The organism is Cupriavidus respiraculi (genome assembly GCF_914271545.1).
GTDB lineage: Bacteria > Pseudomonadota > Gammaproteobacteria > Burkholderiales > Burkholderiaceae > Cupriavidus > Cupriavidus respiraculi.
The window spans coordinates 468,932-493,760 of record NZ_CAJZAH010000003.1 but is presented as its reverse complement, the minus strand read 5'-3'; the positions used below and the strand labels follow the sequence as shown (position 1 = coordinate 493,760).

Annotated in this window: 25 protein-coding genes; 15 read left to right on the top strand and 10 right to left on the bottom strand. The window is 68.8% G+C overall.

Translation table 11 applies throughout. The annotated features are described in order from the left end of the window. Positions 1-4: 4 nt before the first annotated feature. A complete protein-coding gene (locus LDO27_RS17375) occupies positions 5-856 on the bottom strand; it encodes a tRNA threonylcarbamoyladenosine dehydratase (protein ID WP_377747522.1) in 852 nt (283 codons plus the stop codon). 257 nt (positions 857-1,113) lie between these two features. Between LDO27_RS17375 and LDO27_RS17370 the strand changes: the two genes are divergently transcribed. From LDO27_RS17370 to LDO27_RS17350, 5 genes are all read left to right on the top strand, one after another. Continuing rightward, complete coding sequence (locus LDO27_RS17370) at positions 1,114-3,402, top strand: AsmA family protein (RefSeq protein ID WP_224042996.1); 2,289 nt, start codon at positions 1,114-1,116, stop codon at positions 3,400-3,402. A gap of 269 nt (positions 3,403-3,671) precedes the next feature. Continuing rightward, complete coding sequence (locus LDO27_RS17365) at positions 3,672-4,862, top strand: MFS transporter (RefSeq protein WP_222207755.1); 1,191 nt, start codon at positions 3,672-3,674, stop codon at positions 4,860-4,862. A 162-nt stretch (positions 4,863-5,024) separates the two neighbouring features. Then, positions 5,025-5,663 (top strand): pyridoxamine 5'-phosphate oxidase, encoded by a 639-nt coding sequence (gene pdxH / locus LDO27_RS17360; RefSeq protein WP_224042995.1) that lies wholly within the window; start codon positions 5,025-5,027, stop codon positions 5,661-5,663. Between the two features lie 178 nt (positions 5,664-5,841). Further along, positions 5,842-7,092: an SAM-dependent methyltransferase gene (locus tag LDO27_RS17355; RefSeq protein WP_224042994.1), complete on the top strand. Its 1,251-nt coding sequence runs from the start codon at positions 5,842-5,844 to the stop codon at positions 7,090-7,092. Further along, positions 7,089-8,159: a DUF72 domain-containing protein gene (locus LDO27_RS17350; RefSeq protein ID WP_224042993.1), complete on the top strand. Its 1,071-nt coding sequence runs from the start codon at positions 7,089-7,091 to the stop codon at positions 8,157-8,159. The genes LDO27_RS17355 and LDO27_RS17350 overlap by 4 nt, the downstream gene beginning before the upstream one ends. Positions 8,160-8,192: 33 nt before the next feature. Here LDO27_RS17350 and msrA read toward each other — a convergent pair whose 3' ends face one another. From msrA to LDO27_RS17325, 5 genes are all read right to left on the bottom strand, one after another. Continuing rightward, positions 8,193-8,744, bottom strand: coding sequence for a peptide-methionine (S)-S-oxide reductase MsrA (gene msrA, locus LDO27_RS17345; protein ID WP_222207759.1), 552 nt, complete (start codon positions 8,742-8,744; stop codon positions 8,193-8,195). Between the two features lie 138 nt (positions 8,745-8,882). Next, positions 8,883-10,502: a class I adenylate-forming enzyme family protein gene (locus tag LDO27_RS17340; RefSeq protein WP_224042992.1), complete on the bottom strand. Its 1,620-nt coding sequence runs from the start codon at positions 10,500-10,502 to the stop codon at positions 8,883-8,885. Next, a complete protein-coding gene (locus LDO27_RS17335; RefSeq protein ID WP_224042991.1) occupies positions 10,499-11,743 on the bottom strand; it encodes an acyl-CoA dehydrogenase family protein in 1,245 nt (414 codons plus the stop codon). Before LDO27_RS17335 ends, LDO27_RS17340 begins: the two co-directional genes overlap by 4 nt. Before the next feature lie 66 nt (positions 11,744-11,809). Beyond that, positions 11,810-12,655: an alpha/beta fold hydrolase gene (locus tag LDO27_RS17330; RefSeq protein ID WP_224042990.1), complete on the bottom strand. Its 846-nt coding sequence runs from the start codon at positions 12,653-12,655 to the stop codon at positions 11,810-11,812. Next, positions 12,652-13,722 carry a peptidase M29 gene (locus LDO27_RS17325; protein WP_224042989.1) on the bottom strand — a complete coding sequence of 357 codons (1,071 nt, stop codon included), beginning with the start codon at positions 13,720-13,722 and terminating at the stop codon, positions 12,652-12,654. Before LDO27_RS17325 ends, LDO27_RS17330 begins: the two co-directional genes overlap by 4 nt. Positions 13,723-13,872: 150 nt before the next feature. Here LDO27_RS17325 and LDO27_RS17320 point away from each other — a divergent pair, with 150 nt between their 5' ends. Both LDO27_RS17320 and LDO27_RS17315 read left to right on the top strand, forming a co-directional pair. Next, positions 13,873-14,427 (top strand): flavin reductase family protein, encoded by a 555-nt coding sequence (locus LDO27_RS17320; RefSeq protein ID WP_222207766.1) that lies wholly within the window; start codon positions 13,873-13,875, stop codon positions 14,425-14,427. Next, positions 14,424-14,909: a MarR family winged helix-turn-helix transcriptional regulator gene (locus LDO27_RS17315; RefSeq protein ID WP_222207768.1), complete on the top strand. Its 486-nt coding sequence runs from the start codon at positions 14,424-14,426 to the stop codon at positions 14,907-14,909. The genes LDO27_RS17320 and LDO27_RS17315 overlap by 4 nt, the downstream gene beginning before the upstream one ends. Here the strand turns inward: LDO27_RS17315 and LDO27_RS17310 are convergent. Continuing rightward, positions 14,906-15,388 carry an Lrp/AsnC family transcriptional regulator gene (locus tag LDO27_RS17310; protein ID WP_224042988.1) on the bottom strand — a complete coding sequence of 161 codons (483 nt, stop codon included), beginning with the start codon at positions 15,386-15,388 and terminating at the stop codon, positions 14,906-14,908. The genes LDO27_RS17315 and LDO27_RS17310 overlap by 4 nt on opposite strands. A gap of 166 nt (positions 15,389-15,554) precedes the next feature. Here LDO27_RS17310 and kynB point away from each other — a divergent pair, with 166 nt between their 5' ends. From kynB to kynA, 3 genes are all read left to right on the top strand, one after another. Next, a complete protein-coding gene (kynB, locus tag LDO27_RS17305; protein WP_224042987.1) occupies positions 15,555-16,196 on the top strand; it encodes an arylformamidase in 642 nt (213 codons plus the stop codon). Positions 16,197-16,255: 59 nt separating this feature from the next. Beyond that, positions 16,256-17,512: a kynureninase gene (kynU, locus tag LDO27_RS17300; protein ID WP_224042986.1), complete on the top strand. Its 1,257-nt coding sequence runs from the start codon at positions 16,256-16,258 to the stop codon at positions 17,510-17,512. Positions 17,513-17,594: 82 nt separating this feature from the next. After that, complete coding sequence (kynA, locus tag LDO27_RS17295) at positions 17,595-18,434, top strand: tryptophan 2,3-dioxygenase (protein WP_224043154.1); 840 nt, start codon at positions 17,595-17,597, stop codon at positions 18,432-18,434. Positions 18,435-18,458: 24 nt separating this feature from the next. Here kynA and LDO27_RS17290 read toward each other — a convergent pair whose 3' ends face one another. Beyond that, positions 18,459-19,280, bottom strand: coding sequence for an IclR family transcriptional regulator (locus LDO27_RS17290; RefSeq protein ID WP_222207776.1), 822 nt, complete (start codon positions 19,278-19,280; stop codon positions 18,459-18,461). A 235-nt stretch (positions 19,281-19,515) separates the two neighbouring features. Between LDO27_RS17290 and LDO27_RS17285 the strand changes: the two genes are divergently transcribed. Beyond that, entirely contained in the window at positions 19,516-20,709 is a 1,194-nt protein-coding gene (locus LDO27_RS17285) for an acyl-CoA dehydrogenase (RefSeq protein ID WP_222207778.1), read from the top strand. Between the two features lie 99 nt (positions 20,710-20,808). Here the strand turns inward: LDO27_RS17285 and LDO27_RS17280 are convergent, their stop codons facing one another. Continuing rightward, entirely contained in the window at positions 20,809-21,447 is a 639-nt protein-coding gene (locus LDO27_RS17280) for a peroxiredoxin (protein ID WP_224042985.1), read from the bottom strand. Between the two features lie 333 nt (positions 21,448-21,780). Between LDO27_RS17280 and LDO27_RS17275 the strand changes: the two genes are divergently transcribed. From LDO27_RS17275 to LDO27_RS17260, 4 genes are all read left to right on the top strand, one after another. Then, entirely contained in the window at positions 21,781-22,098 is a 318-nt protein-coding gene (locus tag LDO27_RS17275) for a DUF883 family protein (protein ID WP_322790821.1), read from the top strand. Between the two features lie 193 nt (positions 22,099-22,291). Next, positions 22,292-22,669 (top strand): phage holin family protein, encoded by a 378-nt coding sequence (locus tag LDO27_RS17270; protein WP_222207781.1) that lies wholly within the window; start codon positions 22,292-22,294, stop codon positions 22,667-22,669. Beyond that, complete coding sequence (locus LDO27_RS17265) at positions 22,666-23,238, top strand: DUF3318 domain-containing protein (RefSeq protein WP_222207783.1); 573 nt, start codon at positions 22,666-22,668, stop codon at positions 23,236-23,238. The genes LDO27_RS17270 and LDO27_RS17265 overlap by 4 nt, the downstream gene beginning before the upstream one ends. An 87-nt stretch (positions 23,239-23,325) precedes the next feature. After that, positions 23,326-24,450, top strand: a complete 1,125-nt coding sequence (locus LDO27_RS17260; protein WP_224042984.1) for an AI-2E family transporter — start codon at positions 23,326-23,328, stop codon at positions 24,448-24,450. Positions 24,451-24,489: 39 nt separating this feature from the next. Here LDO27_RS17260 and LDO27_RS17255 read toward each other — a convergent pair whose 3' ends face one another. Continuing rightward, a complete protein-coding gene (locus tag LDO27_RS17255; protein WP_222207787.1) occupies positions 24,490-24,828 on the bottom strand; it encodes a hypothetical protein in 339 nt (112 codons plus the stop codon). Between the last annotated feature and the right edge of the window lies 1 nt (position 24,829).

Below are 24,829 nucleotides of genomic sequence, written 5' to 3'. Positions count from 1 at the left end.
GCCGTCAGATCGGCGGCTTGCCCGTCGCGATCGCGACGATCGCGGCCGAGGCGGCGACGAAGCCGAACACGGCGGTAACCGCCACCGACGAGCCGAAACCCGCGCAGGCCAGCCCCTGCGGACCCTGCGGGGCGGCCTGCCCCGCGCCGGCCGCGGGTGCCTCGTCCAGGTCGCAGGCCTGCTGGGCCGGCTCCGGATAGCGCAGCGGCTCGTCCGAATACACCGCGGCGATGCCCCACTTGCGGCGCAGGTCGCGCGGGAAGCCGTGCTTGGTGCGCATGTTCTGCCGCACCTTGGCCAGCAGCGGGTCCTGCACGGTGCGCGTGATATCGACGATGCGAACGCGTGTGGGATCGATCTGGCCGCCCGCGCCGCCGCAGGTGACGATGGGCACGCCCTGGCGATGGGCCCAGACCAGCATCGCGGTCTTGACCTTGGCTGCATCGATGCAATCGATGACGTAGTCGTGTCCTGCCAGCAGCGCCTCGACGTTGTCCACGGTCACGAAATCGTCGATCTGGCGCACCTCGCAGCGCGGATTGATCTGCACCATCCGCTCGGCCATGGCCTCGACCTTGGCGCGTCCGTAGGCATCGCCCAGCGCATGGATCTGCCGGTTGGTGTTGGACACGGCGACATGGTCCAGGTCTACCAGCGTGATCCGCCCGACCGCGTTGCGCGCCAGCGCCTCCGCCACCCAACTGCCCACGCCGCCCACGCCCACCACGCAGATGCTGGCCGCCTCCAGCCGGGCGAGTCCGTCCGCGCCATAGAGCCGGGCAACGCCGCCGAAGCGGCGGTGGTAGTCGTCGTCCTCCGGGCCCTCGTGCGGCAGCGCGGCGGGCAACTCCTCCAGCGTGGCGGCGGACTCGGCGGCTCCGGCGGGAGAAGAGGACAACGGCGACGGCGGGAAGGACGGTTCCGGGCTTCGGTTCGACATATCGGGATGGGCTGTGCGGGCGGCTCCTGCGCGGCCTTGCGGGCTCGTGGCGTGTCAGCCGCGCCCCGACAGGATTGCCGGGCGCGCAACTATACAATGGACTGAAGCCGGGTTCGTTCGCGGCATTGTCTCGCAGACCGCACGATATTGTCTGCGCCGACCGGAGTCGATTCATGTCCCTGGGCCGCAAGGCTGTTCTCTGGAGTGTGCTCACACCGCTGGTATTGATCGCGGTGCTGGTCGTGATCGTGCTGACGTTCGACTGGAACCGCCTCAAGCCCTGGTTGAACCAGAAGGTCAGCGACGCCATCGGACGCCCCTTCGCCGTCAACGGCGACCTGATCCTGACCTGGCGTCGCGCCCAGGGCGAAACCGGGTGGCGCGGCTGGGTGCCCTGGCCGCGGCTGTCGGCGCGCGACATCACCGTCGGCAATCCCGACTGGGCCCAGCAGCCGAACTTCGCCACCGCGCGCGAGCTGATCTTCGTGCTGCGCCCCCTGCCCCTGCTGCGCCGCGAGATCTCGCTGCCCTCCATTACCGTCGACGGCCCCGCCGTCGCGCTCGAGCGGCTGGCCGACAAGCGCAACAACTGGACCTTCGATACCCGCGACGACGAGGAAAAGGAGCCGTCGCGCTGGAGCCTGGACGTGGGGCGCGTGGTGCTCACGCGCGGCAACCTCTCGCTGGCGGACGCGGCCGAGAAGATCCAGCTGCGCGCCGACCTGGACACCATCGGAGACGCCGCGCTCTACGACAAGGAGCGCGACGGCGCGCTGACGCCGACGCCCGGCAGCGCACCGCAGGCCAGCGCCGCCGCCCCCGCCAGCGCCCCGGCGACGGCGCGCAACGGCAAGCCCAACTACGGCATCCGCTGGCGCGCCACGGGCAGCTACAACGAGGCCACCATCAACGCCACCGGCAAGACCGGCACCGTGCTGAGCCTGCGCGATACCGACGAGCCCTTTCCGCTGCAGGCCGACGTGCGGGTCGGCGCCACCCGCGCGACGATCGAGGGCACGCTGACCAACCCCGCCAAGCTGGCTGCGCTCGATGTGCAGCTGCAGTTGTCCGGCGACAGCATGGCCAAGCTCTATCCGCTCACCGGCCTGGTGCTGCCCGACACCCCGCCCTACGAGACCCGCGGGCGGCTGACAGCCAACCTGCAGAAGGGCGCCTCCGAATACCGCTATCACGGCTTTACCGGCCGGGTCGGCGGCAGCGACCTCGGCGGCTCGCTGACCTACCGCCAGCGCGAACCGCGCCCGCTGCTCAGCGGCGAACTGGTCTCCAGGCAGCTGCGCTTCGAGGACCTGGCCCCGCTCATCGGCGCCGATGCCAAGCCCGGCAAACCCGCCAAGGACAGCACGGTCAAGCAGCCGACCAACAAGGCGCTGCCAGTGGCACGTTTCCGCACCGAGCGCTGGGACAGCATCGACGCCGACGTCAAGTTCTCCGGCAAGCGCATCATCCGCGACGCCGACCTGCCGATCACCGACCTGGTCACGCATATCAAGCTCACCGACGGCGTGCTGCTGCTGGACCCGCTGAACTTCGGCATCGCCGGCGGCAACCTGGTCTCCACGCTCCGCCTGGACGGCAAGCGCGAACCGATGGGCGCGAACATCGACATGACCGCGCGCCGCATGAAGCTCAAGCAGCTGTTCCCGGAAGTGGAGTCGATGCGCGCCAGCGTCGGCGAGGTCAACGGCGCGGCGAAGCTGACCGCCACCGGCAACTCGGTGGCGGCCCTGCTCGGCAGCTCCAATGGCGAGGCCAAGCTGCTGGTGGAGAACGGCACCATCAGCAAGTTCCTGCTGGAGGCGATGGGCCTGAACGTGGGCAGCGTGGTGGTCGCCAAGCTGTTCGGCGACAAGCCCGTGCAGATCAACTGCGGCGTGGCCGACTTCGCGGTGGCCGACGGCGTGGCGCGCGCCCGCACCTTCGTGATCGACACGGAAGACGCCGTGATCACCGCCGAGGGCGCGGTCGACTTCGGCAACGAACGCCTCGCGCTCAAGATCAATCCCGATGCCAAGGGCCTGCGCATCTTCTCGCTGCGCTCGCCGCTGTATGTGGGCGGCACCATGAAGGATCCGCGCGTGAGCCCCGACATCGCGATCCTGGCCGCGCGCGCCGGCGGCGCGGTGGCGCTGGCGCTGGCGGCGCCGGTGGCGACCGCGGTGCTGCCGCTGATCAACCTGACCAATACCGAGGACAGCCAGTGCGGCAAGCTGCTGGCCGATGCCAAGAAGCGCCCTACCGCCCCGCCGCCCGGCAAGACCTATCGCGATCCCAAGGCCGGGCAATCCGCGGCCGGACAGCAGAAAGGCCCGAACCCTGCGCCGGCCGGCAGCAAGCCGGAGCAGGCCACGACGCCGTCGCCCTCCACGTCCCCGGCCCCGGCACGCCAGGGCGGCCCGTCGCGTCCGGCCAACGATCCGGGCATGTACCAGGGCGGTTGAGTGACGCGCTGGGCGGCTGCCCGCCCCGCGCACCGCTCCCGTCGCTCGCGGCCGACGCCTTTGCGCAACACTCCGTAGCCGATATGCCTCCGTGGCGATTTAATCGTTGTAGATCGCCCACGGCAGTCGCATAATTAAACGGCTGTTTACATCAATACGAAGAAACAACAAGAACGAGCGGGCATGCCGGTTTTCCGGCACAGCGCGCTTTTCGAGGCATGGCCGGCCCGCCCGGCCGCCTCCATCTTCTCTTTCCGTATCCGCACCGCATGACAACGATTCCTGCCACCGTCGCGCCGATCAGCTGGCTGATCGCGCTCACGGTGTGCAACCACGTGGCGTACAACGCCAGCCGCGTGGTGGTATCGCTGTTCGCCATTTCCCTGAAAGCCTCCACGCTGACGCTGGGCCTGCTGATGTCGCTCTACGCGGTATTGCCCATGCTGCTGGCGATCAAGTCGGGGCGCTATATCGACCGCATCGGGCCACGCAAGCCGATGACCGCCGGCTCGCTGATGGTGGTGGGCGGCACGCTGCTGCCTGCCATCTGGCCGGACATCGGCGCCCTGTACGTATCGTGCGCGCTGATCGGCGTAGGCTTCATGCTGGTCCAGGTGGCCATGCAACTGCTGATCGGCCAGGTCTCGACCAACGAGACGCGGCTGCGCAACTACACCTTCCACGCGCTGGGGCTGTCGGTGTCGGGCACGCTCGGGCCGGTGGCGATGGGCTATGTCATCGAGCATGGCGGCTACGCGCCGGCCTTCCTGTCGCTGGTGGCCGTCGCCATGGTCGGCCAGATCGGCCTGCAGCTGATCCGCAAGCGCCTGCCCGCGCAGGGCGGCAATGCGGCGCGCATCGCCATCGACGACGGCAGCCGCCGCTCGGCGCTGGACCTGTTCCAGTATCCCGAGCTGCGCGCGGTCTTCGTGGCCAGCGCCGTGCTGTCGGCCGCGTGGGACCTGCATGCCTTCCTGATCCCGATCCAGGGCACGCGCGTGGGGCTGTCGCCCTCGGCCATCGGCTGGGTGCTCGGCTCGTTCGCCATCGCCACCTTCGCCATCCGCGTCGCCATGCCGATGGTGTCGCGCCGGCTGTCCGAATGGAAGGTGATCCGCGCCGCGCTGATCGTGGGCGGCGCCGCCTACCTGGTCTACCCGTTCGTCGCCCAGTTCTGGCTGATGTGCTGCCTTGCCTTCGTGCTGGGTCTGGCGCTGGGCAGCGCGCAGCCGAACGTCATGAACATCCTGCACACGGCGTCGCCGAGCGGGCGCGCCGGCGAGGCGCTGGGCCTGCGCTCGGCCGTGCTCAATACCAGCCAGGTGGTGTGGCCGCTGACCTTCGGCGTGGTCGGCACCGCGCTGGGCATGCTGCCGATCTTTCTGTCGATGGCCGGCGCCATGGGGATGGCCGGCTATTATTCGCGCGGACAAACCCGCAAGCTGGGCCCGCCGGGCTGACGCGGCGCGCCCGCGATATCCCGATATGGGCGCGGGGCCTTGCGCTGGCGCAAGGCCGGCATGCGGCCCTTTCGCTATACTCCAGGCAGCTTCGGGCCGCCTGTCATCGCCAATCACGGCCGGTCAAGGCCAATCGCGCCGGCCCGCTCCCACCGATTCGCCATGAACCAACTCGCAGACCTTCGCCGCAGCTATGTCCTCGGTTCCCTGAACGAGGCCGACGTGGCGGCCGACCCCATCACGCAATTCGAACGCTGGTTCGACGAAGCCCTGAACGCCAAGCTGCCCGAGCCCAACGCCATGACGCTGGCCACCGTGGACGCGGCGGGCCAGCCCTCGGCCCGCATCGTGCTGCTCAAGGGCATCGACGCGAGCGGCTTCACGTTCTTTACGAACTACGAGAGCCGCAAGGGCGCGGATATCGCCGCCAATCCGCGCGCCGCGCTGCTGTTCCATTGGGTCCAGCTCGAACGCCAGGCGCGCATCGAAGGGGTCGTGGAAAAGGTCAGCGACGCCGAGAGCGATGCCTACTATGCCTCGCGTCCGCTGGGCTCGCGCCTGGGCGCCTGGGCATCCGAACAGAGCCGCGAAGTCGCGAACCGGGCCGTGCTGGAGCAGCGCGAGGCGCAGTTTCGCGAGAAGTTCGGCGAGGCGCCCCCGCGGCCCGCGCACTGGGGCGGCTACCGCGTGGTGCCGACCTGGATCGAATTCTGGCAGGGGCGCCCCTCGCGCCTGCACGACCGCATCGGTTACCGCCGCGAGGCGGACGGCAACTGGCGCATCGTGCGGCTGTCGCCCTGAGCCGCCCCGAACGATTTGACCCGAACGCCGGCGCCCCTGGGCCGGCGCGACCGCGCAACGCCGCGGTTTGACGTAAAGTAAAACGCGACCCGCATCCGCGGCGACGCGCCCGGGCAGGTGCCGCCTGCCACTGCTGTCAGTTCGAGAAGTATGCCGCCATCATCAGGAGGGAAGCCGCATGTTTTTCAAGCAAGCACTCGACACGCAACTGGACCGCTGGATCGCCGACCTGCGGAACCACGCCGACCTGCCCGTCAAACTGCGGCTGTGGAACGGCAATGAATACCCCCTGGGACGCTTCGAGCAACCCGCCGTCACGCTGACGGTGCGCGAGGCCGGGGCCCTGCCCCTGCTGCTCACGCCCAGCCTGGACAATCTGGGCGAGGCCTATGTCCAGGAAAAGATCGACCTGGAGGGCAAGCTTCCCGACATCATCAACGTCGCCTACGGGCTCTCCGGCACCGCGCGCCGGATGGCCGACGGCGCGCTGGCCAGGGTCGCCCGGCACTTCGCACACACCAAGCAGGACGACAAGGCGTCGATCGAATATCACTACGACGTCTCCAACGACTTCTACAAGCTCTGGCTCGACGAGAACATGGTGTATTCGTGCGCCTACTTCGAAGAAGGCAACGAAGACCTCGCCACCGCGCAGCTCAAGAAGATCGACCACATCCTGACCAAGATCCGGCTGCAGCCGGGCCAGACGCTGCTCGATATCGGCTGCGGCTGGGGCGCGCTGGTGATCCGGGCCGCCAGCAAGTTCGGCGCCCGCTGCGTCGGCATCACGCTGTCGCAGAACCAGTTCGACCTGGCCACCGAGCGCGTCAAGGCCGCCGGACTGGCCGACCGCATCGAGATCCGGCTGCAGGACTACCGCGACGTGTCCGGCACCTTCGACCGCATCACCAGCGTCGGCATGTTCGAGCATGTGGGCAAGGACAACCTGCCGGGTTACTTCCGCCGCATGCAGGAGCTGCTGTCCGAGGACGGCTACGCGATGAACCACGGCATCACCCAGCCCGATCCCGACAGCGGCATCGAGCCGATGGACGGCGCCCAGTTCATGGACCGCTATGTCTTCCCGCAGGGCGAGCTGCCGCATATCGGGCTGGTGCTGACCACGCTGCAGAAGGGCGGCCTGGAGGCGCTGGACGTGGAACTGCTGCGGCGCCACTACGCGCAGACCCTCACCCACTGGGCGGACAACTTCGAGGCGCGGGGCGACACCATCCGCGCCATGGTGGGCGAGAAGAAATACCGCATCTGGCGCGTCTACCTGGCCGGCTGCGCGCACGCGTTCGATACGGGAAAGATGTCGATCTACCAGGTGACCTGCCGCAAGGCGGGGCTGCCTTCGGCCACCATGCCGTGGTCGCGGCGCTATCTGTACGACCGGCCGGACGGCCACCAATTCGGCGCGCGTTGACCGACGACCTGTTCGCCGACCTTGCCGACAGCACGCCGCCCCAGCACGGGGCGGCGGCTCCCGCACCAGCGCCCATGGCGGACGCCAGCGCCCCGCGGCGCGGCAAGGCCGTCCAGCCGGTGCCACCCGATGCGGAACTGGCCGCGCTCGGCGCGCGGCTGCCGGCCAACCTGTTTCTCGGCACCTCGACATGGTCCTACAGCGGCTGGAACGGCATCGTCTACGACGGCGTCTATAGCGACAGCCTGCTCTCGCGCAAGGGCCTCGCGGCCTATGCCCGGCATCCGCTGCTGCGCTCGGCCGGCGTGGACCGCGGCTTCTACGCCCCCATTCCGCTGGCGGACTATCTGTCCTATGCGGGCCAGGTGCCGGGGGATTTCCGCTTTCTGGTCAAGGCACCGGCCAGCGTGTGCGATGGATGGCTGCGCAATCCGAGCGGCGCGGGCCGCCTCGTCAATCCGGCCTTCCTCGATGCGCAGATCGCCGCGCGTGACCTGATCGAGCCCGCCACCGCGGGCCTCGGCGCCAAATGCGGCCCCCTGCTGTTCCAGCTTTCGCCGCTCGGCACGCTGGCGCACGACAGCGCCGGCTTTCTCGCCCGGCTCGACGCCTTTCTGGCCGCGCTGCCGCCGCTGGACCCGGTCCTCGCGCCGCATGCCTGCTATGCCGTGGAACTGCGCGACCCAGACCTGCTGACGCCGCGCCTGATCAAGCTGCTGCGGGCGCGCGGCGTGCGCTTCTGCGCCGCGGCCCGCGAGCGCATGCCGCCGCTGGAACGACTCAAGCCAGCGCTGGCTTTACTGGACGAGGACACCCCCGGTCCGCTGGTGCTGCGGTGGATGCTGGGCGGGGGTCTGAGCTACGAGCAGGCGGAGGCGGCCTACGCCCCGTTCGACCGGCTCGTCGACGAAGATCCTCACACGCGCGGCGTGATCGCCGATCTGGTGGTGCATGCCTTGCGCGCGGGACAGCCCGCCTATGTGATCGTCAGCAACAAGGCCGAGGGCTCGGCCCCTCTGAGCTGCGTGCGGCTGGCCCGGGAGATCGCCGAGCGCCTGGACGCCTGAGGCGGCGGCATCTCCCGTTGCCGCCTCAGCGTGTCAGCGCACCAGCCGGTGCGCGAACTTTTCCCTGAACTTCGCCAGCTTGGGCGAGATCACGAAGGCGCAATAGCCCTGGTTGGGATGCTGCCGATAGTAGTTCTGGTGGTAGGCCTCGGCCGGCCAGTACGTCTGCTCCGGCTCGATGCGCGTCACCAGCGGCGCGTCGTACAGCCGCTGCTCGGTCAGCTCGCGCATCAGCGCCTCGGCGGTCTCGCGCTGCGCCGGCGAGTGCGGGAAGATCGCAGAGCGGTACTGCGTGCCGACGTCGTTGCCCTGGCGATTGAGCGTGGTGGGATCGTGCGTGGCGAAGAAGATCTCGAGGATCTCGCGGTAGCTGATCACCGCCGGATCGAAGGTCACGCGCACCACCTCCGCGTGGCCGGTCTCGCCGCTGCAGACCTGCTCGTACGTGGGATCGTCCACCTGGCCGCCGGTATAGCCGGACTCCACTTCCAGCACGCCCTGCACCTGCTGGAAAACCGCCTCGGTGCACCAGAAGCAACCGCCCCCAAGGGTGGCGACTTCGGTGCCTTCACGTCCTTGTTCCATACGATTTCTCCACAAGACTGCGACCATGGTCCGCACAGCATACGCGCGGACGGCGTCCGTCGCAGCGCTGTCGCGGGCAGACCACCGACATGGATGCGCGTGCGCCGTTTTGCAAGGGCGCATTGGCCGCCCTGCCCCTCAGCGTTCGCCCTGCCGCGCCTCCAGCATGGTGCGCAATTGCGGCTTCATGACCTTGCCCAGCGCGCTCTTGGGCAGCGCGTCGACCAGCACCACGTCCCTGGGCAGCTTGAAGCGGGCGATGCGCAGCGCCATGGTCTCGCGCAGCCGCGGCGCCGACAGCGCCGCCGGGTCCGCGCACGGCGCGGGCACGATGACGGCCACCGGCACCTCGCCCCAGCGCGGGTCCGGCAAACCCACCACGGCGCATTCCAGCACGCCGGGCAGCGCGATCAGCACGTTCTCGATCTCTGCCGGGTAGATGTTCTCGCCGCCCGAGATGATCATGTCCTTGGAGCGCCCGACCACTTCGACACAGCCTTCGGCATCGCGGCGCGCCAGATCGCCGGAGCGGAACCAGCCTTGCGCGAACGACGGATGGTCCGGCTGGCGCCAGTATCCCGTCATCACGTTGGCCCCCCGCACCCAGATTTCACCGACCTCGCCGTCGGCCACGTCGGCGCCCTCCCGCACCAGCCGCACTTCGGCCTCGGGCTGCGGCCAGCCGGCATGGCCGGGACGCGCCATGGCCTCCGGCAGCCGCAGCACCACCGATACCGGGCCGGTCTCGGTCGCGCCATAGACCTGGCCCAGCGGCACGCCGCGGGCGTGGAAGGCCGAGATATACGACAGTGGAATGGTGGACGAGCCGGCCATCACGCCGCGCAGCGACGACAGGTCGGCATCCGGCCAGCGTGGGTGCTCGAGCACCGCGCGCAGGGTGGCTGGCACCATCAGCGACAGCGAGGGACGGTCCCGCTCCACGCTATCGAACCAGGCCTCGGGCGAGAAGCGCTCGTGCAGCGTGACGCGGGCCCCGGCCAGCAGGGCCGGCACCGTCTGGATGCACAGCCCGCCCACATGGAACAGCGGCAGCACCGACAGCACGTGGTCGGCCGGGTCCATGTCGTGCGCCCACCAGCTCGCGCGCGCATTGGCCAGCAGGCCGGCCTGGCTGTGCATGGCGCCCTTGGGCTCGCCGGTGGTGCCGCTGGTGTAGACCAGCAGCAGCGGCGCGTCGTCAGGCACCGGCGCAAAGGCGCGGTCGGCGGGCGCGGGACTGTCGATCAGGCGGTCGATATGGGCGTGGCCTACCGCCGGAGAGGGTGACGGGGACGAGGAAGTCGACGGCGTGTCGGCTTGCAGGGCTTGCGCCAGGGCCTGCGCAGCCGCCTCGTGCGCGTCGTCGTGGAAGATCGCCCGCAGGCCGGCGTGGGCCGCGATGCCGCGCAGCTCGGGCACGGCCAGCCGGTGGTTCAGCGGCACGAACACGGCGCCCAGCCGCGCGCAGGCGAACAGCATCGCCAGTTGCAGGTCGTGGTTCAGGCAGAGCGTGGCGACACGGTCGCCGGCCCGCACGCCCCAGGTCGCCGCCAGATGCGCCGAGACGCGTTCGATGCGGCTCCACAGCTTGCCGTAGCCGAAGGTGCGGCCCGCGTAGTGCAACGCCGGCCGCAGCGGCGCGGTGCAGGCCAGCGCGTGCAGCGGACGCAGCAGCGCGCCTACGCTCTGCGCATCGACGTGGGGTCGGCCGCCCGCGCCGTCGCCGAGGCCACCGTGGCTGGTGCAGGACGCGCTCATTCGTCGCGCTCGCCGGCTTCGTACAGCGTCTCGCGGCCCATGCGATCCAGGATCAGCTCGGCAGTCCAGGGCAGCATCAGCGCGCCGCAGCGGGAATCGCGGTACAGCCGCTCCAGCGGCAGGTCCTTGAGCATCGACTGGCCGCCGCAGGTGCGGATGGCAAGGCGCGCGATATCGTTGGCGCCCTCCATCACGCTGTAGTGCGCCGCGTACAGGCGCAGCCGCTCGTCCTTGGAGGGATTGGGCTTCGCCTCGTGAATGACCCGCCAGAAGAGCGAGCGCATGGATTCGAGCTGGATGCGCATCTGCGCCACCGCGATCTGCTTGGTCGGATACATCCGCCGCTTGACCGGCGGCTGCCCCGGCACTTCGCCGCGCAGGTACTGCACGGTGAAATCGTACGCGGCTTGGGCCACGCCGAGGTAGGTGGGCGAGAGCGTGAAGAACATCGCCGGCCAGGTCTGCGCGGCCTTGTAGTAGACCCCGCGTGGCATCAGCTGCTCATGGTCCGCCACGAACACGTCCTTGAGCAGCAGCGTGCGCGAGACCGTGCCGCGCATGCCCATCGGATCCCACTCCCCCGTTACCGTCAGGCCCTCTGCCGTGCCCGGCACGGCGATATAGAGCGTGTCGCGCATGTCCGGATGCTGGTCGCCGCGGTCCTCGGTGCAGAGGATGCCGTAGTAGTCGGCCGCTCCGGACAGCGAGGCGAAGATCTTGCGGCCATTGAGCACCCAGCCCCCGTCGACCTTGCGCGCGGTGGTGCCGAAGGGGGCCTTGCCCGCTGCCGCGGCCGAGCCTTCCGAGAACGGCTGGGCGTAGACCGCGCCCTGGTTCACCACGCGGTCGAAATGCAGTTCGCGCCGGGCCTCGTGCTCCGTGCGCTGCTCCGGCGTCATCGCGATCCCGTCGGCCAACATGCCGGTCCACATGGTCGAGCAGATATGCATGTTGTACGTGAGCGCGGTGGCGCCGCAGAAACGCCCGATCTCGGCGCCGACCATGCAGTAGGTGGCGAAGTCCGCGCCCTCGCCGCCGAAGGCACCCGGCACGCACAGTGCCAGCAGGCCCGCCTCGCGCAGGTCGTCGTAGTTGGCGAACGGGAAGCTCGCCTCGCGGTCCCACTTCGCGGCGCGCGCCGCGAAGCGCTCGCGGCCAAGCGTGTTGGCCAGGCGCAGCAGCCGCTGCTGGCTTTCCGTGAAGTCGGCCTGGCCGACGGCGGGTACGAAATCAAGGGGCATGGTGGCGTCCTTGGAAGGAGGAATGTCCGGCGGTCCGACACGGCCGCCGGGTGTGGTGAACGGTGGCTAGGCGGCGGGCGATAGAGGAAAACGCCGCCGCAGGAAGCCGAGCATGGCGTCGTTGAACGCCACCGGCCGCTCCATGCAGGCCAGGTGGCCGACATCGGGCAGGCACTGGTATTCGGCCCCGGGAATGCGCTCGGCCATGCGCTGCATCACCGCGGGCGCGGCATTGGCATCGTGCTCGCCGGCCAGCGCGAGCACCGGTACGGCGATGCGTGGCAGCTCGTCGCGCCGGTTGAATTGCACCAGCGCATGCAGCGCGGCGCGGTAGGTGGCGGGCGGCACCGCCGCCATCACCGACGTGGCGAAGGCCACCGCGTCGGCATCCGCGTTGGGCGCGACCATGCCGCGTACCAGTCCCGCGGCCATCTCGGCCATCGTCTTGCCGGCGTCCAGCGGCGCGGTGCGGGCCGCGATAAAGCCCTGCTGCCACTGGCCATCGGCCTTGCCGAAGGCCGGCGAGGTGCCCGACAGCAGCATGCCGGCTATCGCCTGCGGCGCGCGGGCATAGGCCTCCTGCGCGACCATGCCGCCCATGCTGTGGCCGACCAGCACCACGCGGCGGCCGGCGGCGTGCTCGGCCTCGAGCACGGGCACCAGGGCTTCGGCCAGCCCGGCGAAGTCGTAGGGCGCGATCATCGCGCTGTCGCCATAGCCGGGCATGTCCCAGGCCACCGCGCGGTAGCCGGCCGCCGCCAGCGCGTCGAGCTGGGCCGGCCAGCCGGCCTTGCCGCCGCCGATGCCGTGCAGCAGCACCACGGCGACCGGGCCATCGCCAGCGGCGAGCGTGGCGATGCCGTTCGGATGGCGTACCGTGGTGGCGGCCGCCGATGGGAGGATCATGTTCATGACCGTGCCTCCACCAGCACGCCCGCCTCCACCTCGGCGGCGCCGTCCAGCGTCACGGTGCAGTTGCGCAGCGGCAGGTCGAAGTGGCCCAGCGTATGCCGTCCGGCCACCTCGTTGGCCCCCGTCGAATAGAGGAAGTTGCCCGCGAAGGCGCGCAGCTCGGTGCCGTTGCAGTCGCGCTTGTCGTAGAAGGTCATCGCGTCCCAGCGCGCCCGCGGATTCATGCCCCAGCCCACGTGCGAGACCGCGTAGGCATCGCGGTTGCCTTCCCGGTCCGCCCACGCCGCGTAGTAGCCGCGCATCATGTCCGCGTCCATCCCGTGCCCTTCGATGCCGACGATATAGTCGTCCTCGATATGGCAGACGATGGTGTCGCGCAGATAGGTCTTGAAGGTCAGGTTGACGTCCCCGGGCGCGAGCACCAGCGTGCCGTTGACCTGCCGCGCCGCCGGAAAGGCCAGGCACAGGCCGCCGGGCCAGTGGGCCACCTGCCCCGGCTTGTTGCAGTAGCCCCAGACGCCGCCCACGCGCGCTTGCTCCAAGCCAATACGCAGCTCGGTGCCGGCGCTCGAATGCACGCGCATCTCGGCCGCGCCGCGCAGCCGCTTCATCGCGGCGCGCACGGACGCCTCCAGCGCAGGGTCCGGCACGCAGCGTTCCAGGATCTCGGGATGTTCGTTGCTGACCATCAGCAGGCGGGGCACGACGCCGTCGGCGCCCTGCAGGATGCGCGGCAGTTCGCGCGCGTGCAACAGGCCCTCGACGGTGCAGTCCAGCACCAGGTGGCAGCGCGCCAGCGCGGCCACCACGGGGGCCAGTTCCTGCAGCGCATCGCTGGCGCCGGTCGAGCGCACGGGCGCGGGCGCGGACAGCGCGGGACTCGGCACGCGGATGCGGACCGGCGTGGCGCCGAGCGCCTGCACGGCCAGTTCGGCCAATTCCACGTTGACCGGGCGGGATTGCGACTCCGTTACAATCCCCACCACTTCGTTGCGCGCCAGGCCGCACAGCTGCAACGTGCGCTGGAAGGCCGCAAGCCAGCGGTGTTCGATTTGCTCGATGAGCATCTTGTCTCCTCCCGGGGCGATCGCGGCCACGTGCCCGCGGCCTTGCCCGGCGTCAGGCCGTCTACCGGCGCGCTTCCGATTCCGCTTGTGATTCTGGTGTGTGGCGGAAATAATATATGAAATTTCATGGATCCTAGCGATCCCCGCGCTATGGGAATGCTCGACGCAAACCACCCTGGCCATGGCCAGGCCGCCGCTCCGGACTTCGATGCCCTGCACTTCCGGCGCACCCTGTCCCAGTTCGCCACCGGCGTGACCGTGATCACCACCCGCGCGGTCGGGCCCACCGCGGAGGACGCACCGTTCGTCGGCATCACCGCGAGCTCCTTCAATTCCGTGTCGCTGGACCCGCCCCTGGTGCTATGGAGCATGGCCACCCGCGCCAACAGCCTGCCGATGTTCCGCGACGGTTCGCACTACATCGTCAATGTCCTGGCGGCCACGCAACTGGACCTGTGCCAGCGCTTCGCGACGCTCAAGGGCGACCGCTTCGCCGGCGTGGACTACCACCTCTCCGCCACCGGGCTGCCCGTGCTGGCCAATGCGCTGGCGTGGTTCGAATGCCATAACCGCAGCCGCTACGACGAGGGCGACCACGTGATCTTCGTCGGAGAAGTCGAGCGCTGCGGCATCCATGACAATGGCGGGCCGCCGCTGGTGTTCCAGGACGGCCAGTTCACCACCACCTGCCCGCTGGGCAAATGAGCGCGCGGCGCGGCTCCGCTGCGGCGACGCGCGCGGGTGCCTCGCAGCCGCTCACTTTTGTCGACGGGTACCTGCCCTATCTGCTGGCGCGCGCCAGCCATCTGGTGTCGGGCGAATTCCATCGCCAGGTCGAGGCCGCGGGCCTGTCCGTGCCGGAATGGCGCGTGCTCGCCACGCTGGCCGACCGCGCCGACTGCACCGTCGGCGCCCTGGCCGACATCACGCTGACCAAGCAACCCACGCTGACCAAGCTGATCGACCGCATGGCCGCGGCCGGCCTCGTGGAGCGCCGCCGCGACGGCGCCGCCGACCGCCGGCATGCGCTGGTCTCCATCACCGGCGCGGGCCGCGCCCGCGCGCTCCCGCTGATGGCGCTGGCCGCCGAACACGAGCGCGAGGTGCTGGCGGTGTTCGGCGCCGCCGAAGGCGATCATCTGAAGGACGTGCTGCGGCGCCTGATCGCACTGCACGGCCCGGGCTAGGGCGCCGTCCCGTCCTTGATCAGCCCGAGCGGCGAGCCGCCCGTCTTGATCTTCTGCAGCACGATGTTCGAGCGGATATCCATCACGCCCGGGGTGCGGTACAGCCGGTTGACGATGAAATCCGAGTAGTGCTTCAGGTTGCGGGCCTGCACGCGCAGGATGTAGTTGCTGTCGCCGGTGATGATGTACGCCGTCATCACCTCCGGCCATGACTGCACGGCGGCATTGAAGCTGTCGTGCCAGCCCTCCACATCGTGCCGCATCGACACCTGCACGATGGCCTCGATCTCCAGCCCCAGCGCCTCGGCATCGAACCACGCCCGATAGCCGCCGATGATGCCGCTCTCCTCCAGCAGGCGCACGCGCCGCAGGCAGGCCGACGGCGATAGCGCCACGCGCTCGGCGAGGTCCTGGTTGCTGATGCGGCCGTTGTCCTGCAAGCAGCCGAGAATGCGCAAGTCGATGGGGTCTAGTGTCATGTTGAAGAATATTTCGCGATTACGCACTCAGCTGCAATGTTATGCGAAATATCACGCGTGCGGCGCCGCGATTCGCAAGCCTCTTGCCCCGCTTTTTTACTATCATGCGAGGGCGGACCGCGTCGGTCCGCAACGTTATCGCATCGCCGTTCGACCGCCCCGCTCCATGACCTCCACCGCCCGCCGACTCTGGGATATCACCCCGCCAGTCTCGCCGCAGACCCCCGTCTGGCCCGGCGACACCGCCTTCCGGCACGAGCCGGCGTGGCAGATGGACGAGCACTGCCCGGTCAACGTCGGGCGCATCACGCTGTCCCCGCATACCGGCGCGCACGCCGATGCGCCGCTGCACTACGCGGCCGATGGCGCGCCCATCGGCGACGTCGCGCTGGAACCCTACCTCGGGCCCTGCCGCGTGATCCATTGCATCGGCGCGGCGCCCGCCGTGCAGCCTGCACAGATTGCCCATGCGCTCGACGGCGTGCCGCCGCGCGTGTTGCTGCGTACCTACGCGAAGGCGCCGACGGGGCACTGGGATCCGTCGTTCTGCGCGGTGGCGGCCGACACCATCGCCCTGCTGGCCAGCCACGGCGTGCGGCTGATCGGCATCGACACGCCGTCGCTGGACCCGCAGGAATCCAAGACCATGGACGCGCACCGCGCCGTGCGCGCGCATGGCATGGCGATCCTGGAAGGCATCGTCCTGGACGACGTGCCCGCGGACGACTACGAGCTGATCGCGCTGCCGCTCAAATTCGCCGGGCTCGACGCGAGCCCGGTGCGCGCGGTGCTGCGCAGCCTGACCTGAACCACCGGGCGCGGCCATACCGTGCGCCTGCCATCCATGCCCAACCCCGTTTTCCGCTCATGACCGACTCCACCCGCGAGCACTACGTATCGCTCGACCACCAGGACCCGCTGCGCGAACTGCGCGCGCATTTCGCGCTGCCCGACGGCGTGATCTATCTCGATGGCAACTCGCTGGGCGCCCGCCCCCGCGCGGCCGCGGCACGCGCGGCCGCCGTGGTGCAGGAAGAATGGGGCACCGGGCTGATCCGCAGCTGGAATACCGCGGGCTGGTTCGAGCTGCCGCGCCGGCTCGGCAACCGGCTGGCGCCGCTGATCGGCGCGGGCACCGACGAGGTCGTGGTCACCGATACCACCTCGATCAACCTGTTCAAGGTGCTGGCCGCCGCGCTGCGCGTGCAGGCCGCGCGCGACCCGCGCCGCAAGGTCATCGTCTCGGAGGCCAGCAATTTCCCGACCGACCTGTATATCGCCCAGGGCCTGGCCGATCTGCTGCAGCAGGGCTACACGGTGCGCCTGGTGGACGCGCCCACGGAGATCGACGCCGCGGTGCGCGAGGACACCGCCGTGCTGATGCTGACGCACGTCAACTACAAGACCGGCGAGATGCTGGACATGGCCTCGTACTCCGAACTGGCGCATGCGCGCGGCGCGCTCGCGGTCTGGGACCTGGCCCACTCGGCCGGCGCGGTGCCCGTGGCGCTGAACGCTGCCGGCGCCGACTATGCGGTCGGCTGTACCTATAAATACCTGAACGGCGGCCCCGGCTCGCCGGCCTTCCTGTGGGTCGCGCCCGCGCTGCGCGACGCGTTCTGGCAGCCGCTGTCGGGCTGGTGGGGCCACGCCGCGCCGTTCGCGATGGAGCCGCAATACCGGCCGCAGAACGGCATCGCGCGCTATCTGTGCGGCACGCAGCCGATCACCTCGCTGGCGATGGTCGAGTGCGGGCTGGATGTGTTCGCGCACACCGATATGCAGGCCCTGCGCGCCAAGTCGCTGCAACTGACCGATGCGTTCATCGCGCTGGTGGAGGCCCGCTGCGGCCATCATCCGCTCGCGCTGGTCACGCCGCGCGAACACGCGCGCCGCGGCAGCCAGGTCAGCTTCACGCACCCGCAAGGGTATGCGGTGATGCAGGCGTTGATCGAGCGCGGCGTGATCGGCGACTATCGCGAGCCGGGCATCATCCGCTTCGGCTTCACGCCGCTGTACACCAGCTTCGCCGAGGTGTGGGACGCGGTGGAAGTCCTGCGCGATGTGCTCGACAGCGGCAGCCACGAGGCCGCGCGCTTCCAGACGCGCGGCGCGGTGACCTGAGGAGACGGCGATGAACCGCAATGACGCCACGAAGATGGGCAACGATATCGCCGGGCCGGATGACGCCGCCCAGGGCTGTCCCATGTCCGGCGCACGCAAGGCACAGGACTGGCATGGCGCGCAGATGGATTTCGCCCGCGACATGAGCTATGGCGACTACCTGCACCTGGATGAGATCCTCGACGCCCAGCATCCGCTGTCGCCGGACCACAACGAGATGCTTTTCATCGTCCAGCACCAGACCACCGAGCTGTGGATGAAGCTGATGCTGCACGAGCTGCGCGCCGCGCGCGAGAGCGTGAAGCAGGACCAGTTGCCGCCCGCGTTCAAGATGCTCACGCGGGTGTCGCGCATCATGGACCAGCTGGTGCAGGCGTGGAACGTACTGGCCACGATGACGCCGCCCGAGTATTCGGCGATGCGGCCCTACCTCGGCATGTCGTCGGGCTTCCAGTCCTACCAGTACCGCGAGATCGAATTCATCCTCGGCAACAAGAACGCCGCCATGCTGCGCCCGCATTCCCACCGCCCCGAGCATCTGGCGCTGGTGCAGCAGGCGCTCGCCACGCCGTCGCTGTACGACGAGTCGATCCGCCTGATGGCGCGCCGCGGCTTTGCCGTCGATGCCGCCTGCGTCGAGCGCGACTGGAGCCAGCCGGCCGGCTACAACGCCAGCGTCGAGGCGGCGTGGCTCCAGGTCTATCGCGATCCGCGGGCGCACTGGGAGCTGTACGAGCTGGGCGAAAAACTCGTGGACCTGGAGGATGCCTTCCGCCAATGGCGCTTCCGCCATGTCACCACGGTCGAGCGCGTGATCGGCTTCAAGCGCGGCACCGGCGGCACCGAGGGCGTCAGCTATCTGCGCAGGATGCTGGACGTGGTGCTGTTCCCGGAGCTGTGGAAGCTGCGCACGGACCTGTAGGCTCGGCCGGCCACCCGGGGCCGGCTACCTTGCGCCCGGGTCGGACAGCCGCGCCGCCAGCGCCCGCAGCGCGGGCGCCAGCTTGTCGTGGAAGACCGACTCCTCCAGCGTCCCGTACGAGGTGCTGCAACTGAGCATGTGCACCTCCTTCTCGCCCACCGGCCGGAACGCCACCGCGCACGCGTGAATGGCCGGATGCCAGTCGCGGAACGAACCGGCATAGCCGCGTTCCGCCGCTTCGGCCACGGCCGCGCGCGCGGCTTCCTCCTGGGCCTTCCATTGCTCCGGATAGGCTTGCGCGAACTCCGCGTACATGCGCTCGCGCCGGGCCGTCGGGAGCGCTGCGAGGTAGGCCCGCCCCATCGAACTCGATACCAGCGACAGCCGCGAGCCCACCCCCAGGCCCAGCATCACGCCGGCATCGTTGCGGATCGACTCCAGATAGATCACCTCCATGCGCTCGCGCTTGCCCAGCGACACCGAGACCCCGTAGGCCTGCGCGAAGGCGAGCATATGCGGCCGCGCCAGCGTGACGACATCCGAGGCCGACAGGTAGGCGAAGCCCAGCGCCAGCACGCCCGCGTCGAGCGCGTATTTGCCGAGGCTCTCGTCGTAGCGCAGATAGCCCAGTTGCACCAGCGTGCCGGCCAGCCGGCTGACGGTCGCCTTGGGAAATCCCGTGCGGCGCACGAAGTCCTGGTTGCCGAGCATGGCCTCCCCGGTGCGGAAGCAGCGCAGCAGTTCCAGCCCCCGCGCGAGCGCGGTGACGAAGTTCGGATCGCTGTCGCGCGCCGCGCGTTCCGGCGCGTCCGCCGGGGCCGCGGCGGTGGTGTTCGGGGTCGGCAAGTTTGCGCTCCTGGGCGGCTGGTGGGATGTCCGCTTCGCCCCGGCGATGCAGGGTTCCCCCTGTTGCCGGACGAAGGCTTTGCGCTATACTAGCCCATCGGAACAAGGTTCCGCAATGCGGAACTATCCAGATGCCGGAAAGCGCGCCCCGCCGCGCCTCCCCAGAATATCGGGACGGACCATGGCCGACGCCTCGTCCCGCCTCGCCGCTCACGCTCTACCGAAGGAGACCTCCATGGCTGCCAACGCCGAATTCCACTGGGCCGACCCGCTGTTGCTCGATCAGCAGCTCACCGCCGACGAACGCATGGTGCGCGACGCCGCCGCGGCGTACTGCCAGGACAAGCTGATGCCCCGCGTGCTCGAGTCGTTCCGCCACGAGACGACCGATGCATCGATCTTCCGCGAAATGGGCGAACTGGGCCTGCTCGGGCCGACCATTCCCGAGCAGTACGGCGGCCCCGGCCTGAACTACGTGGCCTACGGACTGATCGCGCGCGAGGTCGAGCGCGTCGATTCCGGCTATCGCTCGATGATGAGCGTCCAGTCGTCGCTGGTGATGGTGCCGATCTACGAGTTCGGCAGCGACGCGCAGAAGGAAAAGTACCTGCCCAAGCTGGCCACCGGCGAATGGATCGGCTGCTTCGGCCTGACCGAGCCGAACCATGGCTCCGACCCGGGCTCGATGGTCACCCGCGCGAAGAAGGTCGACGGCGGCTACGAGCTGTCCGGCGCCAAGATGTGGATCACCAATTCGCCGATCGCCGACGTCTTCGTGGTGTGGGCCAAGCTGATGGGCGAGGACGGCAAGGAAGCCATCCGCGGCTTCATCCTGGAGAAAGGCTGGAAGGGCCTGACCGCCCCGGCCATCCACGGCAAGGTGGGCCTGCGCACCTCCGTCACCGGCGAGATCGTGATGGACCAGGTGTTCGTGCCGGAGGAAAACCTGATGCCGGGCGTGTCCGGCCTGAAGGGTCCGTTCACCTGCCTGAACTCCGCGCGCTACGGCATCGCCTGGGGCGCGCTCGGCGCGGCCGAGTTCTGCTGGCACGCGGCCCGCCAGTACACGCTGGACCGCAAGCAGTTCGGCCGCCCGCTGGCCGCCAACCAGCTGATCCAGAAGAAGCTGGCCGACATGCAGACCGAGATCACGCTGGGCCTGCAAGGCTGCCTGCGCCTGGGCCGCATGAAGGACGAAGGCACCGCCGCGGTCGAGATCACCTCGATCATGAAGCGCAATTCGTGCGGCAAGTCGCTCGACATCGCCCGCGTCGCGCGCGACATGCTCGGCGGCAACGGCATCTCGGACGAGTTCGGCGTGATCCGCCACGTGGTGAACCTGGAGGTGGTCAACACCTACGAGGGCACGCACGACATCCACGCGCTGATCCTCGGCCGCGCCCAGACCGGCATCCAGGCCTTCTTCTGAGCGCGCCATGAAAAAGGCCCGGCGGCAAGCCGGGCCAAACACACTACCAAGGAGACGACGGGCGAGCCCGTCGTTGACAACACCGGTACGCCGGCCCGCTTACTTGTCGGGCTGGGGCGTCATCCGCAAGTAAGGCCGCACGGCCTTGTAGCCCTTCGGAAACTTCTGCTTGATCACCTCTTCGTCCTTCAGCGACGGCACGATCACCACATCGTCGCCCTGCTGCCAGTTGCCCGGCGTGGCCACGCTGTGGTTGTCGGTCAGTTGCAGGGAGTCGATCACGCGCAGGATCTCGTTGAAATTGCGCCCCGTGCTGGCGGGGTACGTAATGATCAGGCGCACCTTCTTCTTCGGATCGATGACGAACAGCGAACGCACTGTCAGCGTCTCGTTGGCGTTCGGATGGATCATGTCGTAGAGTTGGGACACCTTGCGGTCGCCGTCGGCCAGGATCGGGAAATTGACGGTGGCGTTCTGCGTCTCGTTGATGTCCTTGATCCATTCCTTGTGCGATTCGACCGGGTCGACCGACAAGGCGATGGCCTTGACCCCGCGCTTGGCGAACTCGTCCTTGAGCTTCGCGGTCAGCCCCAGCTCCGTGGTGCAGACCGGCGTGAAGTCGGCCGGATGCGAAAACAGGACGCCCCAGCTGTCGCCGAGCCATTCGTGGAAACGGATACGGCCTTCGCTCGAATCCTGCTCGAAGTCGGGCGCGATATCCCCCAGACGTAGTGCCATGATTTGCCTCCTGTTCGGTTGAATGAAACCAGTCTATTCCGATTGCGACGGAACCCAAACAACTATAAAGTCACTACAAAATCACTCGAAGTCATTAGGACCGCTCGCCGGCAGCCTTCCTTCACCGACGTGCCCTGCATCGCCGGCCGGTTGTCTTGCGAGATTCCCACGTTCGAGCGTCGCCGGATGCCGAGGCCAGGGCTTCAGCTTTTGCGCGACAGCGCCGATGTCCTACAAGCCTTGTAGGACTCCGCGTCTTGAAACCTTTGCGCCTCCCCGCATATCCTACTCAGGAATGCACTCAAACGTGGTACGGACTGCGAGGAAGGCAAAATGGAACAATCTGAAACCACCGCCCGCAACCAGGAGAAACTGATGAGCGATGTCAAAACCGTCCTGACCGACGCCGAAGAACTGTTGAAGCAGGCCGCTTCGACCACCGGCGAAAAGGCAGCAGAATTGCGCGAGCGCGGCATGGGCCTGCTGAAACAGGCCAAGGAAAAAGCGCAGGACCTGCAGGACGCGGTCGTCACGAAGAGCAAGGCGGCAGCCCGCGCCACGGACGACTATGTGCACGACCACCCCTGGCGCGCCGTCGGTGTGGCGGCCGGCGCCGGCTTGTTGATCGGCCTGCTGCTCAATCGCAAGTAATGGCAACCGCCTGGACCTTCGGCACCGGCCGATGCGTCCAGGAACGGCGATCCCGGGGGCTTTGCCCCGCCGGACGCCAGTCGGATCTGCATGGGGAGCGCCCGGGGGCGCTCCCACCCTCTGCGAAGTCCCGGCCCGCCGCCCGTAGTGCGCCGGAGAGCCTCACAGCATCCATCTCACGAGCCGGAACCGCATGATCGAATCCACCTCCCCCAAGTTGTTCGAGTCGCTACGCAACCTCGGCGGCTCGATCCTGGCCATGGTGCAGACGCGCCTGGAACTGGCCACCGTGGAACTCGCCGAGGAGCGGGTTCGCCTGATGAAGATCGCGCTGTACGGCCTGTTCGGCCTGCTGCTGTTCGGTCTGGCGCTGATCACGCTCACACTGCTGCTGATCATCGTGTTCTGGGATTCGTACCGGCTTCATGCGCTGGTCGCCATCGCGGCGGTCTACATCGTTGGTGGCGTCATCTGTCTGCTGGTCGCGCGCAACCTCGTGAAGAGCGCAACGCCGCTGTTCGAGGCTACGCTGGCCGAGCTGGAGAAGGATCGGGAGAGCCTGCGCAAATGAATTCCACCGACACCCCGCGCGATACCAGCGCCAGCCTCAACGCCCCGCCGACCGCCGCCACTGACCTGCCCCGTTCGGTTCGCCTCACGCGCGAGACCCATCTCCCCCTCGACGTCCGCAAGGAATTGCTGATCACGCGTGCCGCGCTGGAACGCTACGACTGCACCCAGGCGCTGCACGACGTCAAGGACGGCGCGCGCCGCATCACCCGCCTCGGTACCTGGCTGCCCCGCTTCCTGTGGGCGCCCCGCATGGACAGGCCGCAATCCTGGTTCAAGCTGCTCGGTCTTGCCAAGAGCTATCCGGTGCTGAGCTCCGGCCTGTCGCTGGCCTTGCCCCTGCTGCGCCGCACGCCGGTCCTGCGCTGGTCGTGGAAGCTGTCGAAGGTCGGCATCGCCGCCGGCGCCGGATACTGGCTCTACAGCACCTGGCGCGCCGCGAAGCGTGACCGCCATGACGTGCCGGTACCGCGCAGCGCGGCGGCGACCGTCGGCCCCGATCCTCGCATCACCACGCCGGTGGCGCCGGTCCAGCCGGATACCGGTTTCCGCGACCCGCTGGTACGATAAGCGCCCCGCCGCCATCAAGGACGGGACCGGCTTGCCGGTCCTCGCGGCACTCCGGTCGCGCCGCGGCGGCATGACACACGGATCCCTATGTACCAGAAGGCGTTCTATATCCTCCTCGCGGTGGTCACCCTCGCGTTCTTCTGGGTGCTGCGGCCATTTTTCGGCGCGGTGTTCTGGGGCACGATCCTCGCCATCCTCTTCACCCCCCTGAATAACCGGATCAAGCGGCAGCTGCGCGGCCGGGCCAACTCGGCCTCACTGATCACGCTGGTGCTGTGCCTGCTGATCGTGGTGCTGCCGCTGACGGTGGTGACCGGTTCGCTGGTCAACGAAGGCAGCATCGTCGTCCAGCAGATCCGTTCGGGCGAAATCCACTTCGGCGCGTATTTCGAGCAGGCCGTGCGTGCCCTGCCCGCTCCGATCAGCGCCGCGCTATCGCGGCTGGGCCTGGCCGACATGGCTGCCGTGCAGGGCAAACTGGCCAGCGCGGCCGGCGAGGCGAGCCAGTATCTCGCGACCCAGGCGCTCAGCATCGGACAGAACACCGCCCAGTTCGTGATCAGCTTCGCGATCATGCTGTACCTGCTGTTCTTCCTGCTGCGCGACGGCGCGACCATCTCGCGCCATATCCGGCAGGCCATCCCGCTGAGCGAGGAACACAAGCAGCATCTGCTGCGCAAGTTCACCGCGGTGATCCGCGCCACCGTGAAGGGCAATATCGTGGTGGCCATCGTCCAGGGCGCGCTGGGCGGCCTGATGTTCTGGGCGCTGGGCATCCAGGGCGCGGTGCTGTGGGGTTTCGTGATGGCCTTCCTGTCCCTGCTGCCCGCGGTGGGCGCGGGGCTCATCTGGGGGCCGGTGGCGATCTACTACCTGCTGATCGGCGTGACATGGAAGGCCGTCGCCGTGATCGCCTTCGGCGCGCTGGTGATCGGCGCGGTGGACAACGTGCTGCGCCCGATCCTCGTCGGCAAGGACACCAAGCTGCCCGACTGGGTGGTGCTGATCTCCACGCTGGGCGGCATGGCGCTGTTCGGCTTGAACGGCTTCGTGATCGGACCGCTGATCGCCGCGCTGTTCATTGCCAGCTGGGACCTGTCCGCATCGATGCGCGGCTCGGCGCCGGCGGTGCAGCCGAGCAATGGCGGCGCGACCGCGGACCATCCGGCCCGCGTTCCGCTGCCACGCGACAAGCCGGACGGCGGCGCCTGAATCCGCCGCCGCGGGGATCCACCCCCGCGGGCGACCCGCTTACGAGGCGCCGACCGGCCGCAATTCACCCTGCCACAGCTCGGCCCGCACATCGAGCTCGAAGTCGCCCTGCGTGGCCTTGGCGTAGAGATTGTCGCGGATGACCTGGCCGATCGCGACGCGGCACAGCGGTTCGACGCCCATCGCCGCCACCGAAGGCAGGTCGGCCTCGTTGGCCCGCACGCTGAAGGAGCGGCGGCCATCGCCGACGAAGCTGGTGAAGCGCACCGTTCTCGGGTGGTCCGCGTCGATGAAGCCGACGGTCACATGGTACGCAATGCCCTTGCCCGCGCCGGGCAAGGTGCAGAGAAAGCTCGAATCGACACAACGCTGAGTCATC